Source organism: Tsukamurella pulmonis (assembly GCF_900103175.1).
In the GTDB taxonomy this organism is placed as follows: domain Bacteria; phylum Actinomycetota; class Actinomycetes; order Mycobacteriales; family Mycobacteriaceae; genus Tsukamurella; species Tsukamurella pulmonis.
In genome coordinates, this window is the sequence record NZ_FNLF01000002.1 from 3,993,100 (window position 1) to 4,007,144 (window position 14,045).

A 14,045-nucleotide genomic window follows, 5' to 3' on the forward strand; every position below is an offset into this window, starting at 1 on the left:
GCCCGATGCAACCCCGCGCAACCGGTCAGCCGCGGGCCAGCGTCCCGGCGACGATCGTCGCGACGGCCCCGTGCAGCGCGGGCACGAGCTCGGTGCGCAGGGCCGCGAGTTCCGGGGCGACGAGGTAGGCCGATTCGCACGCACCGGACTGCTCCGCCTGGGTGTAGAGGGCGCCGGAGAGGGTGAGGATCGTCGCGCAGGCCGACGGTGCGGCCTCTCCCAGCTCGGGGACGGCACGGGTGAGCACCGCGGCCATCGCGTCGATCCCGGCGATCGCGGCGCGCTTGAACCGGACGACGGCCTCGGTGGAGACGTTGCGCTCGAGCACCGCGGCCTGCGCGGAGAGCAGGTCGAGCACCTCGGGCCGGGCGGCCAGGACGCGGGCGTAGACGGCCGCGAAGGCCTCGATCCGCTCGGCCAGGGGGGCGTCGGCGCTCCCCTGCTCGGTCCAGGCCGCGTCGAGCTCGGTGATGCACTCGGCCGCGGAGCGCATCAGCACCTCGAGCAGCACGTCCTCACGGGACTCGAAGTAGCGCAGGACGTTCGACTTGGCCAGGCCCACGCGGCGACTGAGCTCACTGAGGGTGAGCGCGGCGACGGGCATCTCGGCGAGCATGCCGGCGGCCGCGGCCATGATCGCCTCGCGCCGTTCCTGTCGCTGTTCCGCGCTGCGCGCCCGTTGGAATCCCACGGATCGATTTTACAGACCGCCGTTCTCTTGACAACAGAACAGCGGTCTCTTACGGTGGACGGCACAACAGACCGACGGTCTTTTAACCGTCGCGAACCCGAGGAGTACACATGAGCTGGACCGAGAACAACGTTCCCACGCAGGCCGGACGGGTCGCCGTCGTCACCGGTGCGAACACCGGGCTGGGCTTCGAGACCGCCCGCGTGCTCGCGCAGCACGGCGCCGAGGTGGTGCTCGCGGTGCGCAACACCGACAAGGGGAACGAGGCCGCCGCGCGGATCAGCGCCGCCGCCCCGGGCGCGACGGTCCGCGTGCACCGGCTCGACCTGGGCTCCCTCGCCTCCGTCCGCGAGTCCGCCGCGGAGCTGCGCGCGAGCACCCCGCGCGTGGACCTGCTGATCAACAACGCCGGCGTGATGTACCCGCCGAAGCAGACCACCGCCGACGGCTTCGAGCTGCAGTTCGGCACCAACCACCTGGGCCACTTCGCCTGGACCGCGCAGGTGCTCGACCTGCTGCTGGACGTGCCCGACTCGCGCGTGGTGACCGTCGCCAGCCTCGCGCACCGCATCCGCGCGGCGATCCACTTCGACGACCTGCAGTGGGAGCGCTCCTACGACCGCGTCGCCGCCTACGGGCAGAGCAAGCTCGCGAACCTGCTCTTCCACTACGAGTTGCAGCGCCGCCTGCAGGCCCGCGGCGCCGAGCGCGGGACCGTCGCGATCGCAGCGCACCCCGGCATCGCCGACACCGAGCTCATGCGCAACACCCCCTCGCTCCTGCAGGGGCTGAACAACCTGGTCGCACCGGTGCTCTCGCACGACGCCGCGCACGGCGCGCTCCCGCAGCTGCGGGCCGCGACCGATCCCGGCGCGCTCGGCGGGCAGTACTACGGTCCCGACGGCCTCGGTGAGCGCCGCGGCGCCGCGAAGGTCGTCGCCTCGACCGAGCAGTCCTACGACCTGGAACTGCAGCGCCGCCTGTGGGCCGTCTCCGAGGAACTCACCGGGGTCGCCTTCCCGGTGTAGCGGCCGCTAGCCGGTGATCTTCGGCAACCAGCCGGGATCGTTGAGGACGACCGGTGCGCCGTTGTGCAGCACCGTCGGCGTGCCGGTGCCGCCCGCGGCGGCGAGCAGCCGCACGTTCGCGGCGCCGACGGCCTTACCGTCGATGCCCGTCGCGCCGGTGCGGATCTTCTCCGCGACGTCGTCGGGTGCGCCGGCCCCGCGGGCGCGGTCCGCCAGCTGCTGATCGGTCGCGTCGGTGGATCCGGCCTCCTGCGGCTGCGCCGCGAACAGCGCGCGCAGGAAGGGCACGGCGCTCGCGGGCGCGTCCCGGCCGACCGCCAAGAAGGCGCGCAACGCCCGGGAGGAGTAGTCGCCGCTCGCGGACTGCGGGTCGAGGAAGCTCACCGGCCGGTACTCGACGGTCAGCTTCCCGGCCGCGACCGCGGCGCCGATCGCGTCGCCGTCGCGATCCTCGAAGGTCTTGCACGCGGGGCACAGGAAGTCGACGTAGATCGTGATCGACTCCCCGCCGGTCCCGACCCGGACGGCGCCCGCGGACGAACCGGCCGAAGCGCCGGCCGCGGTGCCGCCGGGCTCGGCGACCGCGGTCCCGGTAATCGACCGGGCACAGCCGGTCAGTGCGAACAGCGCGAGGAGCACGGCCGCCACGACGGAGATCCCCCGATGCATCCTCATAGCGGCAGGATACGGGGCGTCAGCGCGTGACGCGGTACCGCACGAACGCGGGCACCGCGAACGCCGCGAGCACGGTGAAGACGATCACCAGCACGCCGCCGCCCGCGGCCGCCATGGCCGCGCCGGCGCTGGCGGCCGCGGCGCCGTGCAGCGCGTCGCCGATGCGCGGCCCGCCCGCGACCACCACGGTGAACACGCCCTGCAGCCGCCCGCGGACGTCGTCGGTCGCGGCCTCCTGCAGCATCGTCGTGCGGAAGGCGGCGGAGAACATGTCGGCGGCGCCGCCCAGCGCGAGCAGCACCAGGGCCGCCCACAGCCAGCTGAAGTGCGCGGCCAGGCCGAAGCCCGCCATCGCGGCGCCCCACAGCACGATCATCACGATCACCGCGAGACCCTGCCTGGAGACCCGGGAGGTCCAGCCGGAAAGCACCCCGCCCAGCACCGCGCCCACGGACATCGCGGCGAACAGGGCGCCGAACACCCACCCGCCCTCGATCGGATCGCCGAAGTTCTCGTGCGCGATCTGCGGGAACAGGGCGCGCGGCATGCCGAAGACCATCGCGATGATGTCGACGACGAAGCTCATGAGCAGCACCTTGTGGCCCGCGAGGTACCGGAAACCGTCGATCACGGAGCGCAGGCCGAGCGACTGCCCCTTGTCCTCGGGCTTGATCGACGGCAGCTTCCACACCGCCCACAGCGTGAGCATGAGCGACGCGGCGTCGAGCGCGTACAGCCAGTGCACGCCGATGACCGGGATCAGCGGCGCGCCCAGCATCGGGCCGGCGATCGCGCCGAACTGCATCACGGTCATGTTGAGCGAATTGGCCGCGGGCAACTGCTCCGGCGGCACGAGCCGGGCGTAGATCGCCGAGCGGGTGGGCTGGTTCACGCCGAAGAAGGCCTGCTGCAGCGCGAAGGCGCCGAGGATCAGCCACACGTTGTCGGGCAGCAGCGCGAGCATCAGCGCGGTGCCGGCGAGCCCGAGGGTGGTGCCGATGATGACCAGGCGGCGGTCCAGGGCGTCGGCGATCGCGCCGCCCCACAGGCCGAAGATCACCAGCGGGACCAGGCCGAAGACGCCCGTCAGGCCGACGTACGCCGACGAGCCGGTGATCGCGTAGATCTGTGCGGGGACGGCCACCGCGGTGAGCTGCGCCCCGATGACGGTGACCACGCCGGTCCACCACAGGCGTCGGTAGTCGGGGTTCTGCAGTGGCCGAGTGTCGGCCAGGAGTCTCGGCACCCGAAAGATCCTACGACTGTCTCAGTACTGCGTGCGATCCGAAGCCCGCTACCGTGACGCGGATGAGGCTCGCACGCGCACGGATCCAGGGCGACCGGCTGCTCGACGTCGACATCGACGACGGCAGGATCGTCGCGCTCTCCCCCGCCGGGTCGACGCCCGCGCCGGACCACCTGCTCGACCTCGACGGCCGCCGGCTCCTCCCGGGCCTGTGGGACGAGCACGTGCACGTCCGCACCTGGGCCGTCTCCACCCGCCGCATCGACGTGCGCGCCGCGACGAGCCCCGAGGCGGCGGTCGCGCTCATCCGTGCCGCGCTGCCCGGCGCGGACCCGGGCCTGCCCGTCGTCGCCGTCGGCATGCGCGACGGGCTGTGGGGCGGCGCACCGTCGCGCCGGCTGCTCGACGAGATCGCGCCCGACGTGCCCGTCATGGTCGTCTCCTCCGACCTGCACAGCTCCTGGTCGAACGCGGCGCTCGGCCGGCTGCTCGGCATCGATCTGGACGAGACGGGGATGCTGCGCGAGGCGGCGAGCTTCGCCGCGGCCACCCGCGTCGAGTCGCTGGTCGCCGACCGCGCCGACGCCTGGGTGCTCGAAGCCCTCGCCGGCCTGGGCCGGCGGGGCGTCGTCGGCGTCGTCGACCTGGACTTCGACGATGCCGTGGGCGCCTGGGAGCGACGGCCCGCCCCGCCGGTCCGGATCGACGCGGGCGTCTACCCGCAGCACCTCGAGGCCGCCGACGCCCGCGGAGCCTGCACCGGCGCCCCGATCAACGGGCTCGCCCGGGTGGGCCCGCTCAAGGTCATCACCGACGGCTCGCTCGGCACCCGCACCGCGTACTGCCACGCGCCGTACCCGGGCACGACGGGCCGCGGCGTGCTGGAGGTCCCGCCGGACCGCCTCGTCGCGCTGCTGCGCCGCGGCGCCGCCCTCGGCCTGACCCCGGCGATCCACGCGATCGGCGACGCGGCCAATGCGCTCGCGCTCGACGCCTTCGCCGAGGCCGGGGTCCGCGGCCGGATCGAGCACGCGCAGCTGCTCACCGAGACGGACCTGGCGCGGATGGCCGCGCTCGGCATCGGCGCCTCGATCCAGCCCGAGCACATGCTCGACGATCGCGACCTGGTCGCGCGGTTCTGGGGCGACCGCGCCGCGGACGCCTTCCGCGTCGGCTCGCTCCTCGCCGCGGGCGTCGATGTGGTCCTCGGCTCGGACGCGCCGGTCACGCCGCTCGACCCGTGGTTCGCGATCTCGGCCGCCGTCACCCGCAGCCGCGACGGCGACGCGCCGTGGCAGCCGTGGGAGGCGATCGACGTGGCGACCGCGCTGCGCGTGTCCTCCCGCACCCGGATCGCCGTCGGCGAGCCCGCCGACCTGGTGGCCCTCGGCGCCGAGCCGACGCCGGAACGCCTACGCACCATGCCCGTCGACCTCACCCTCGTGGCCGGCGGGATCACCCACAGCGCCCTTTAGGGCTGCAGGCGGAAGGGCGCGTACGCGGGCGCGACGAGCCGCACGCGGTTGTGCACGCGGTTCTCCCGGCCCTGCCAGAACTCGACGACCTGCGGCGCGATCCGGTACCCGCCCCACTCCGGCGGCACCGGCACGTCCCGTCCCTCGAACCGGGCCTCGACCTCGGCGAAGCGCTCCGCCATCGCGGCCCGGTCGGCGACCGGGCGGGACTGGTCGGAGGCCCATGCGCCGAGCTGCGAGCCCCGGGGCCGCTCGGCCCAGTAGGCGGCGGTCTCCTCCGGCGTCACCTTCGTGACCGCGCCGCGCACGTGCACCTGCCGGTGGATCGCGATCCACGGGAAGGTCACGGCGGCAACCGGGTTCGCCTCCACGGCGCGCGCCTTGTCGGAGCCGTAGTTGGTGTAGAAGACCACGCCGCTCTCGTCGAGGCCCTTGCAGAGCACGGTGCGGGTGGCCGGCAGTCCGGTCTCGTCGACGGTGGCGAGCACCATCGCGTTGGGCTCGGGCGCCCCGGCGGCGACGGCCTCGTCGAACCAGGAGCGCCACAACGGCACCCACCCGCCGGTCAGGTCCTCCGGCTGCAGGTCGTCGGAGTCGCCGTCGTACTTCTCGCGCATCGCCGTCAGGTCCACTCCCGCAGGCTACCCGCGCACCGGCGGCGCGAGATTAGGCTGCACACCATGACTGAGATTCCGGGCGGGCTCGAAGGCGTCGTCGCGTTCTCCACGGAGATCGCGGAGCCGGACAAGCAGGGCGGGGTGCTGCGCTACCGCGGCGTCGACGTGGCCGATCTGGTGCGCGACCGGGTCACGTACGGCGAGGTGTGGGGCCTGCTGGTGGACGGCGAGTTCGGCAATCCACTGCCCGCCGCGGAGCCGTTCCCGCTGCCGATCCACAGCGGCGACGTGCGCGTGGACGCGCAGGCGGGGCTCGCGATGCTGGGACCGCTGTGGGGCTTCGAGCCGCTGCTCGACATCGACGACGCCACCGCGCGGGAGAACCTGGCGCGCGCCTCGGTGATGACGCTGAGCTTCGTCGCCCAGTCCGCCCGCGGCCTGGAGCGGCCCGCGGTGCCGCAGCGGATCATCGACCAGTCGCCCACCATCACGCACCGGTTCATGACCCGCTGGCACGGCGAGCCCGATCCCGACCACGTGCGCGCGATCGACGCCTACTGGGTGGCGGCCGCGGAGCACGGCCTGAACACCTCCACGCTCACGGCGCGCGTCATCGCCTCGACGGGCGCCGACGTCTCGACGGCGCTCTCGGGCGCGGTCGGCGCACTGTCGGGCCCACTGCACGGCGGCGCACCGTCGCGCGTGCTGCCCATGCTCGACGAGGTGGTCCGCACCGACGACCCGCGCGGCGTGGTGACCTCCCGGCTCGACCGGGGCGAGCGGATCATGGGTTTCGGGCACCGCATCTACCGCGCCGAGGACCCGCGCGCCGACGTGCTGCGCTCGGTGGCCCGCGACCTGCACGCCCCGCGCTACGAGGCCGCGGCCGCCCTGGAGCGCGAGGCGAACGCGCTGTTCGCCGAGCGCAAGCCCGACCGCGCGATCTCCACCAACGTCGAGTTCTGGGCCGCCGTGATCCTGGACTACGCGGGCGTGCCGCCGCGGATGATGCCGGCGATGTTCACCTGCGCGCGCACGGCCGGCTGGTGCGCCCACATCCTCGAACAGAAGCGCGCCGACAAGCTGATCCGGCCGTCCGCCCAGTACACCGGGCACGGCCCGCGGCAGCCGGAGGACGTGCCCGGGTGGCACACCATTAGGCTTTAGGGCATGACGATCGAGATCCCCGCCGCGCTCAAGCCCGTCGACGGCCGCTTCGGCTGCGGCCCGTCCAAGGTCCGCCCCGAGCAGCTGCAGTCGCTCGTCGACACCGGTGCCTCGGTGTTCGGCACCAGCCACCGTCAGGCTCCCGTGAAGAACGTCGTGGGCCGCGTGCGCGAAGGCCTGAAGGACCTGTTCTCCCTCCCCGAGGGCTACGAGGTCGTTCTCGGCAACGGCGGCACCACCGCCTTCTGGGACGCCGCCGCCTTCGGCCTGATCCGCGAGCGCAGCCAGCACTTCACCTACGGCGAGTTCTCCAACAAGTTCGCCTCGGTCGCCAAGGGCAACCCGTTCATCGGCGATCCGATCGTGGTCTCGTCGGATCCGGGATCGGCCCCCGAGCTCGTGGCCGATCCCACTGCCGACCTCATCGGCTGGGCGCACAACGAGACCTCGACGGGCGTCGCCGTGCCGGTCAGCCGCCTCGCGGGCAGTGAGAACGCGCTCATCGCGATCGACGCCACCTCGGGCGCCGGCGGCCTGCCCGTCAACGTCGCCGACACCGACGTCTACTACTTCGCGCCGCAGAAGAGCTTCGCCGCCGACGGTGGCCTCTGGGTCGCGCTGATGAGCCCCGCCGCCCTCGCGCGCGTCGAGGAGATCAAGGCCTCGGGCCGCTACACCCCCGAGTTCCTCTCGCTGCCGATCGCCGTGGACAACTCGGGCAAGAACCAGACTTACAACACCCCCGCGCTGGCCACGCTGCTGCTGTTCGCGAACCAGATCGAGTGGATCAACGGCAACGGGGGCCTGGACTGGGCCGTCGCGCGCACCAAGGATTCGAGCGACCGCCTCTACCAGTGGGCCGAGGCCAGCGAGTTCGCGACGCCCTTCGTCACCGATCCCGCACTGCGCAGCCAGGTCGTCGGCACCATCGACTTCGACGAGAAGATCGACGCCGCCGCCGTGGCCAAGACGCTGCGCGCGAACGGCATCGTCGACACCGAGCCGTACCGCAAGCTGGGCCGCAACCAGCTGCGCATCGGCATGTTCCCGGCGATCGACCCCGAGGACGTGACGGCACTCACCCGGTGCATCGATTTCGTGGTCGAGCGCGTGTCGGCCGACGCGTAGCGAATCGAAGAACTACCCTTGCACCATGCAGGAGCTGCGGGCTACGGGACTGAACGACGACGGGACGTCGGTGGTCTGCGAGGGCCGCGCAGGACGTTTCAGCGTGCCGATCGACGAGGTGTTGAAGGCCGCCGTGAGCGGTGAACTCGCCGGTGCCATGCAGACGGAGATCGAATTGGGCGCCGACCTCTCACCACGGGACATCCAGGCCCGCATCCGCGCCGGCGCCACCGTCGACGAGATCGCGGAGCTGACGGGGGCACCGAACCACCGGATCAAGCGCTTCGCCGGTCCGGTGCTGCTGGAGCGTTCCCGCGCGGCGGAGATGGCGCAGCTGGCGCACCCCGTGCGCGGCGACGGCCCGATGCACGCCACCCTCGCCGACGTGATCCGCATGGCCCTGGCCGAGCGCGGGCACGCCGACACCACCGAGTGGGACGCCTTCAAGGGCGCCGACAACCGGTGGGTCGTCTCCATCAGCTGGAGCGTGGGCAAGTCCCGCAACCAGGCGCTGTTCCGCTACGCGCCGGGCGCGCACGGCGGCACCGCGAGCCCCGTCGACGACACCGCCCGCGGCCTGCTCGATCCCGATGCCCGGCAGGGCCTGCGGAGCATCGAGCGCTCGGCCGACGAGCCGCTGCGCGCCGTGCCGGGCCCGGTCGCGCCGGGTCCCGTCGTGGAGGGCACCGTCGAGCGGGGCGAGCGCCGTCCCGCGCAGGCGCCCGCGGCGGCGGTCGGCCAGCACGGCCGCCGGCACCCGGAGATGCCGTCCTGGGAGGACGTGCTCCTCGGTGTCCGCGGTGGGAAGAACGGCTAGGGGCGTGGGCGCTACAGCTGCGACGCTCTGGTTCATCGACGTAGCCGAGCCGAAGGGCATCTTGGCGATCGTCGGGCGTCCCGACGAGGCCGCGTCCCGGGCGATCGCCGAGCAGGTGCTCGGCGGGCCGGTGATGGGCCGGCCGGAATCCCTCGCGCGGGCCGCCGATCCCCTGCCCGGGCACGTCTACGTGGCCGCGTGGGGCGGACTCACGGTGGTCACCCACGAGGGGCTGCGCGTGGACCGGCCCGCAGAACTCGACGAATCCTGGTGGAACCTGGTGCCCGCGCACCGCTCGTTCCTGCTGGTCGCGGCGCCCGAGCGCGCCGTCGGCGGGTTCGCGCTGCGCACCGACGGTGCGCCCAAGCGCTCGTTCGCCGCGCACCCCGTCGACATCCTCGAGGACGAGGGCCTGCCCGAGCTGTTCGAGGGGCCGTTCTGGGCCGGTCAGCATCCGCTGACCTACGCCGAGGGCGTCACCCCCGATCCGCGGGCGCTGCCCTTCCATCCGATGGAGTTCGCGGAGCAGGCCAACCGCGAGATCCTCGGCTTCCGGTTCACGCACCCCCTCGCGCCGACGGACCTCGATCCCGCGCGGATCCAGGTCATCGACTTCGTGCCCGCCTCCGGCGCTCCCGAGCAGGCCCCGCAGCAGGCCCAGGCTCAGGCGCCCGGTCCCGACGGTGCGCCGCAACCTCCCGTCGAGCAGCCCGAGCAGGGCTACGAGGACCGCGGCAAGGTCCGCAGCTTCTTCGGTTTCTGACGCACGGCCGGACCATGCCTCACCCGCTGACACCGCCGTTCACGTCCGCGGGCGATGCCGCCCGGTTCGCGCAGGTGCTCAGTCTGTACCTCTACGAGCTCGATCCCACACCCGCCGTCGACTCGGCGGCCCGCTTCCTCCTGCTCGGTGTCATCGACCAGCACAAGCCCGAATCCCAGCACTGGTACGAGCGATCCGCGGTGGCCTCGGTGCGGTGCGCGCAGTGCGCCGATCCGTACCCCTGCCCGACGGTGCTGCGCGTGGCCCTGCTCGCCCGGTTCCCGATGGGCTGGCGGCCGGAAGAACTGGCTGCCGAAATGCGCCGCGCTTCGGTGGGCTTGAACCCTGAGTACTCGGAGGTCGAGGCAGGCCGCATCTTGATCGACCTCAGCGACGGCATCGAGGAGTGGCGGAGGGACCAGGGCGGCCAATGGACCTTCAAATACGTCGGCAAGGCGGGCCAGTGGACCAGGATCGAAGGCGACGACGCGCGAATGATCGAGGTACTACTCGACACCATCACAAGTCGGACCGGGCCGTTCGGCCGCCGGGTCGACGAGTCCGACCTCACTCTCGCCCGCGCGGGCCTTCCCCACGGACAGGGCTGGTGGGCCGCCCATTCGGCGCTCCCCTACATCGCTGACAAGAGCAATCCCATCGTCCGGTGATCGCCACTCCCACGGACGCGGCCGAGCACGGTGGATCCACGGCTCACCTCGGTCCGCACCCGAAACGCGCGGGCGCACCCGTCATGCCGGGTGCGCCCGCGCGAAACGGGTGCGACCGTGGGTATGCGCGCGACGCATGGCTGTTCCGCGCGACTACGACTCCCCGCGTGCCGCAGCCTCCGCGCCGGCAGGTGCCCCGTGGACCGCGCACCGGCTTCTCGCCGGCGCACCGGCACTTCGTTCACCCGGCGAGTGCTTTGTCGGCGTTCGATACGCCGACGAGGAGTGCGACCTCTCGATTGCCGAGCTCGACGGGGTCCCGGAAGTAGGAGATCGTGCGATAGACGACGTCACTCACTCCGTCGACCCGGATCTCGTCACGCAGCAGAAAGTGATCGTCGGTCGCGGCGCGGCCGAGCGCTTCAGGCGCCATCCTGCTCGCAGGGATGCGTGCGAAGTAGCGGTACGTCTGACCATCGGGCGCCGCGTTCGACTCCAACCACGCGATATCACCGGGCTTCACGTAGTCCGACAGCCCGGACCACTCGACCGCGGAGCGTTTGTCGGCCTCGGACCACGCCGCACGAGCCCCCAGAACGGCGACGACGATCACCGCGATCGCGGCCGCAGCGACGACGTACCTCCGCCGTCGTCGCGGCATTGAACCGAATGCAGTCCACATGTCTGTCCGCCCTATTCGTTGTTCACGTAGACCGCCAGGTACGACGGTCGGCAGTTCGCGAGGTTCTCGAGCCTCCCATTGAGGGGCCGGGACCGACTGAGCGCCTGTTCGCGGACATCGGCGGTGTAATCCTCAGGCGTGCTGACCGCGAGGTAGAGCGTCGGCCCCGGTTTCGTGTACTGATCCAGGCACGCTGCCGTGACGATCATCGGCCCCAGGACACGATCCGAAACAGGGTCTCCGGTCGGGTCGGGGATCAGGAATCCGCGGACCGCGGCGATGCCGACGGCGTTCCCGCGCGAGTCGATCTTCAGGTCCGTCTTCGCCTGGTCGACGGTGCCGCCCCGCAGGCCGTCGATACTCACCAGATGCAGCCCGTTCCGAGGACTCTCCCGCTCGATCTGCTCGGCCCGGTCGGCCGCGCGCGCACGATTCGCGTCCGCTATCGATCGGGCCGTCGTCAGGCCGAGCAGCACCGCGAGCACGACGCAGGCCACTGCGAGAATCCACTCGAGTCGACTCCGTCGTCGAAGCCACCCCGCCATCGCGCCCCCGATCACCACCGAATACAGCAAATCAAATCTATGATAGATACCTGACGTATTCATGGCTATGACGAAGTGGCCGTCCAGGCGTTATGCGCGGAACGCATCGCTGTTCTGCGCGACTACTGCTCTCCGCGCGCCGCCGCTCCGCCCGCAGCACCAGCCGGGGCGGCCGCGCCGCGCGCACCGTCATCGCGCACCGCGGTCATGGCGGAGGACCGCCGCAGCGCGTACAGACCGCACAGACCGCAGGTGAGCGCGGAGACCGTCCCGCCCACCAGCAGCGGCGCGGCGGGGGTGGTGACGTCGGCGATGGCGCCGAGCAGCGGGGCGCCGAGCGGCGTGCCGCCGAGGAAGGCCAGCATGTAGATGCCCATCACGCGGCCGCGGAACTCGGGATCGACGGAGAGCTGCACGATGCTCATCGCTGACGTCGTGAAGGACATCTGCAGCAGCCCGACGAACACCAGCAGCACCGCGACGAGCCAGAACCACGGCGCCAGCCCCGCCAGGATCGACGCCACGCCGAAGGCGAAGCCGCCCACCAGCGCCGTCCGCAGCGCGGCCCTGCCCGTGCGCTTCGCCGCGATCAGTGCACCGCTCAGGGTGCCGATGGCGAGCATCGTCGAGAGCATGCCGTAGGCATCGGCGCCGAGTCCGAATCCCTGGCGCGCCAACAGCGAAAGCGCCAACGGGAAGTTGATGCCGAAGGTGGAGACGAAGAACACCGCGACGATCACCAGCAGCAGTTCGCGCCGCCGGCGGATGTAGGCGAAGCCGGCCCGCAACTGCCCGCGGGCCCGCGGCACCGGCGGCGAGGGGAACAGCTCCGCGGGACGCATCGCGAGCAGCGCCGCGACGATCGCGCCGGTGAGCACCGCGTTGACCGCGAACACCCAACCGGTGCCCACCCCGGCGATCAGCAGCCCGGCGATCGCGGGCCCCACGATACGAGCGGCGTTGAACACCATGGAGTTCAGGCCGATGGCGTTGGGCAGCAGCTCCGGCCCCACCATCTCGATGGTGAAGGCCTGCCGGAACGGCCCGGACACCGCGGTCACGCAGCCGAAGACGAAGGCGAGCACGAAGACGTGCCACAGCGCGACGACGCCCGTCAGTGTCAGCACGGCCAGCGCCGCCGCGCACAACGCGGCGCCGGTCTGGGTGAGCATGAGCACCCGCCGCTTGTCGTAGCGGTCCGCGAGCAGTCCCGCCCAGGCGGAGAGGAACAGGGTGGGGCCGAACTGCAGGGCCATCACGACGCCGAGCACCCAGCCGCGGCCGTGCGCCAGTTCCAGCACCAGCCAGTCCTCGGCGACGCGCTGCATCCACGTGCCGATCAGGCTGACCGACTGCCCGCCGGCCCAGAGCCGGTAGTTCCTCGTCCGCAGGGAAACGAAGACGCTCGGCATCCTTCAGATAGTAGTCCTAAGCTTTCCGCCGGGGTTTCAGACGAGCCCGCTCGACAGCGCCGCGACGGCCGCGAGCCAGGCGATCCCGACGGCCCCGGCGAAGCCGGCGCAGAACCACCGCGTCACCGGTCGGCGACGGTACGCCGTCAGCACCGGTACGGCCCCCGCGGTACCCAGCGCCAGCAGGAACAGACCCAGCCACCGGTTGACCGACATGACCGCTACGAACAGCCCCGCGAGCACCGCGCCGGCGATCAGCGCCACGAGCACCGCCACCGCGGTCCCGGTGATCGCGGGCGTGTAGCGCGGCGCGCTCATGTGCGGGCGCGCTCGTAGAGCGCCAGCGCCGCGGCGGTCGCGACGTTGAGCGAGTCGGTCCCGCGCGACATCGGGATCCGCGCCCGAGCGTCGGCGGCGGCCATCGTCTCGGGCGCGAGCCCCGGCCCCTCGGCGCCCACCAGGTAGGCGACCCGTTCCGGCCCGCCCGCGACGGCCTCCGCCACCGTCGACTCCCCCGACGGGGTCAGCGCGACCGTCCGGAATCCGTGCTCCGCCAGCGCGCCCAGCCCCGATGCGGGCCAGTCCGCGGCCGGCAGGTGCGCGAAGGGCACCAGCAGCACGTGCCCCATCGAGACCCGCACCGCGCGCCGGTAGAGCGGATCGGAGCAGCGCGGGCCGAAGAGCACGGCGTCGGCGCTCAGGCCGGCGCCGTTGCGGAAGATCGAGCCGAGGTTCTCGTGGTCGTTGACGCCCTCGAGCACGACGACGGTGCGCGCACCGTCGAGCAGGTCCCCCACCGCGAGCGGCTCCGGCCGGCGCGCCGCCGCGAGCACACCGCGGTTGAGGTGGAAGCCGACCACCTCCGCCATCAGCTCCGCGGTCACCAGGTACCGCGGCACGTCGGGCGCGAGGCCGTCGAGCCGCGCCAGCTTGGACTCGACGCCCATGATCGCGTGCGGGACGAACCGCGAGGCGAGCATCCGCTCCACCACGGGCACGCCCTCGGCGAGGACCACGCCGCGCGCGAGATCGGGCCGCTTGTCGGCGGCCGAGAGGTCGCGGAAGTCGCTGAGCCGCGGGTCATCCGCGTCGCGAATCGGATAAATCGGTTGCGCCGCCACACCTCCAGCC

General features: G+C 72.3%; 16 protein-coding genes. 7 read left to right on the plus strand and 9 right to left on the minus strand.

Going from position 1 to position 14,045, the window contains the following annotated elements:
• Positions 1-25 precede the first annotated feature (25 nt).
• Positions 26-691 carry a TetR/AcrR family transcriptional regulator gene (locus BLQ62_RS19585; protein ID WP_114652470.1) on the minus strand — a complete coding sequence of 222 codons (666 nt, stop codon included), beginning with the start codon at positions 689-691 and terminating at the stop codon, positions 26-28.
• Positions 692-801: 110 nt separating this feature from the next.
• Between BLQ62_RS19585 and BLQ62_RS19590 the strand changes: the two genes are divergently transcribed.
• Positions 802-1,719, plus strand: coding sequence for an SDR family NAD(P)-dependent oxidoreductase (locus BLQ62_RS19590; RefSeq protein ID WP_068564490.1), 918 nt, complete (start codon positions 802-804; stop codon positions 1,717-1,719).
• Positions 1,720-1,725: 6 nt separating this feature from the next.
• On the opposite strand, the gene BLQ62_RS19595 is transcribed toward BLQ62_RS19590, so the two are convergent.
• Complete coding sequence (locus BLQ62_RS19595; RefSeq protein ID WP_082756234.1) at positions 1,726-2,394, minus strand: DsbA family protein; 669 nt, start codon at positions 2,392-2,394, stop codon at positions 1,726-1,728.
• 19 nt (positions 2,395-2,413) lie between these two features.
• Positions 2,414-3,640 carry an MFS transporter gene (locus tag BLQ62_RS19600; RefSeq protein WP_068528145.1) on the minus strand — a complete coding sequence of 409 codons (1,227 nt, stop codon included), beginning with the start codon at positions 3,638-3,640 and terminating at the stop codon, positions 2,414-2,416.
• Positions 3,641-3,702: 62 nt separating this feature from the next.
• Between BLQ62_RS19600 and BLQ62_RS19605 the strand changes: the two genes are divergently transcribed.
• The gene (locus tag BLQ62_RS19605; RefSeq protein ID WP_068564486.1) at positions 3,703-5,115 is read left to right on the plus strand and encodes an amidohydrolase; all 1,413 of its coding nucleotides are present in this window, start codon (positions 3,703-3,705) and stop codon (positions 5,113-5,115) included.
• On the opposite strand, the gene pdxH is transcribed toward BLQ62_RS19605, so the two are convergent.
• Positions 5,112-5,732, minus strand: a complete 621-nt coding sequence (gene pdxH, locus BLQ62_RS19610; protein WP_068564700.1) for a pyridoxamine 5'-phosphate oxidase — start codon at positions 5,730-5,732, stop codon at positions 5,112-5,114. The genes BLQ62_RS19605 and pdxH overlap by 4 nt on opposite strands.
• Positions 5,733-5,795: 63 nt before the next feature.
• Here pdxH and BLQ62_RS19615 point away from each other — a divergent pair, with 63 nt between their 5' ends.
• Genes BLQ62_RS19615 through BLQ62_RS19635 form a run of 5 tightly spaced genes read left to right on the plus strand, consistent with a single transcriptional unit; the run spans position 5,796 to position 10,275 of the window.
• Positions 5,796-6,899: a citrate synthase 2 gene (locus BLQ62_RS19615; protein ID WP_068528139.1), complete on the plus strand. Its 1,104-nt coding sequence runs from the start codon at positions 5,796-5,798 to the stop codon at positions 6,897-6,899.
• Between the two features lie 3 nt (positions 6,900-6,902).
• Positions 6,903-8,027, plus strand: a complete 1,125-nt coding sequence (gene serC, locus BLQ62_RS19620) for a phosphoserine transaminase (RefSeq protein WP_068564485.1) — start codon at positions 6,903-6,905, stop codon at positions 8,025-8,027.
• Between the two features lie 25 nt (positions 8,028-8,052).
• Positions 8,053-8,844: a septation protein SepH gene (gene sepH / locus BLQ62_RS19625; RefSeq protein WP_068564483.1), complete on the plus strand. Its 792-nt coding sequence runs from the start codon at positions 8,053-8,055 to the stop codon at positions 8,842-8,844.
• Between the two features lie 4 nt (positions 8,845-8,848).
• Complete coding sequence (locus tag BLQ62_RS24035) at positions 8,849-9,607, plus strand: DUF6928 family protein (RefSeq protein ID WP_068564481.1); 759 nt, start codon at positions 8,849-8,851, stop codon at positions 9,605-9,607.
• 14 nt (positions 9,608-9,621) lie between these two features.
• Complete coding sequence (locus tag BLQ62_RS19635) at positions 9,622-10,275, plus strand: hypothetical protein (protein WP_068564478.1); 654 nt, start codon at positions 9,622-9,624, stop codon at positions 10,273-10,275.
• Positions 10,276-10,516: 241 nt separating this feature from the next.
• On the opposite strand, the gene BLQ62_RS19640 is transcribed toward BLQ62_RS19635, so the two are convergent.
• From BLQ62_RS19640 to BLQ62_RS19660, 5 genes are all read right to left on the minus strand, one after another.
• Positions 10,517-10,888 (minus strand): hypothetical protein, encoded by a 372-nt coding sequence (locus BLQ62_RS19640; protein ID WP_139184259.1) that lies wholly within the window; start codon positions 10,886-10,888, stop codon positions 10,517-10,519.
• 80 nt (positions 10,889-10,968) lie between these two features.
• The gene (locus tag BLQ62_RS19645) at positions 10,969-11,454 is read right to left on the minus strand and encodes a hypothetical protein (RefSeq protein WP_068564474.1); all 486 of its coding nucleotides are present in this window, start codon (positions 11,452-11,454) and stop codon (positions 10,969-10,971) included.
• Positions 11,455-11,624: 170 nt separating this feature from the next.
• Entirely contained in the window at positions 11,625-12,914 is a 1,290-nt protein-coding gene (locus BLQ62_RS19650) for an MFS transporter (RefSeq protein WP_082756232.1), read from the minus strand.
• Between the two features lie 36 nt (positions 12,915-12,950).
• Positions 12,951-13,232, minus strand: coding sequence for a DUF2537 domain-containing protein (locus BLQ62_RS19655; protein WP_068528123.1), 282 nt, complete (start codon positions 13,230-13,232; stop codon positions 12,951-12,953).
• Positions 13,229-14,035: a TrmH family RNA methyltransferase gene (locus BLQ62_RS19660; RefSeq protein ID WP_231857541.1), complete on the minus strand. Its 807-nt coding sequence runs from the start codon at positions 14,033-14,035 to the stop codon at positions 13,229-13,231. Before BLQ62_RS19660 ends, BLQ62_RS19655 begins: the two co-directional genes overlap by 4 nt.
• Positions 14,036-14,045 lie beyond the last annotated feature (10 nt).

Excerpts from the sequence above, each read along its gene's own strand:
- BLQ62_RS19590 (WP_068564490.1), top strand. The coding sequence starts at position 802 with ATGAGCTGGACCGAGAACAACGTTCCCACGCAGGCCGGACGGGTCGCC.
- BLQ62_RS19595 (WP_082756234.1), bottom strand. The coding sequence starts at position 2,394 with ATGAGGATGCATCGGGGGATCTCCGTCGTGGCGGCCGTGCTCCTCGCG.
- BLQ62_RS19605 (WP_068564486.1), top strand. The coding sequence starts at position 3,703 with ATGAGGCTCGCACGCGCACGGATCCAGGGCGACCGGCTGCTCGACGTC.
- pdxH (WP_068564700.1), bottom strand. The coding sequence starts at position 5,732 with ATGCGCGAGAAGTACGACGGCGACTCCGACGACCTGCAGCCGGAGGAC.
- BLQ62_RS19615 (WP_068528139.1), top strand. The coding sequence starts at position 5,796 with ATGACTGAGATTCCGGGCGGGCTCGAAGGCGTCGTCGCGTTCTCCACG.
- serC (WP_068564485.1), top strand. The coding sequence starts at position 6,903 with ATGACGATCGAGATCCCCGCCGCGCTCAAGCCCGTCGACGGCCGCTTC.
- sepH (WP_068564483.1), top strand. The coding sequence starts at position 8,053 with ATGCAGGAGCTGCGGGCTACGGGACTGAACGACGACGGGACGTCGGTG.
- BLQ62_RS19635 (WP_068564478.1), top strand. The coding sequence starts at position 9,622 with ATGCCTCACCCGCTGACACCGCCGTTCACGTCCGCGGGCGATGCCGCC.
- BLQ62_RS19650 (WP_082756232.1), bottom strand. The coding sequence starts at position 12,914 with ATGCCGAGCGTCTTCGTTTCCCTGCGGACGAGGAACTACCGGCTCTGG.
- BLQ62_RS19655 (WP_068528123.1), bottom strand. The coding sequence starts at position 13,232 with ATGAGCGCGCCGCGCTACACGCCCGCGATCACCGGGACCGCGGTGGCG.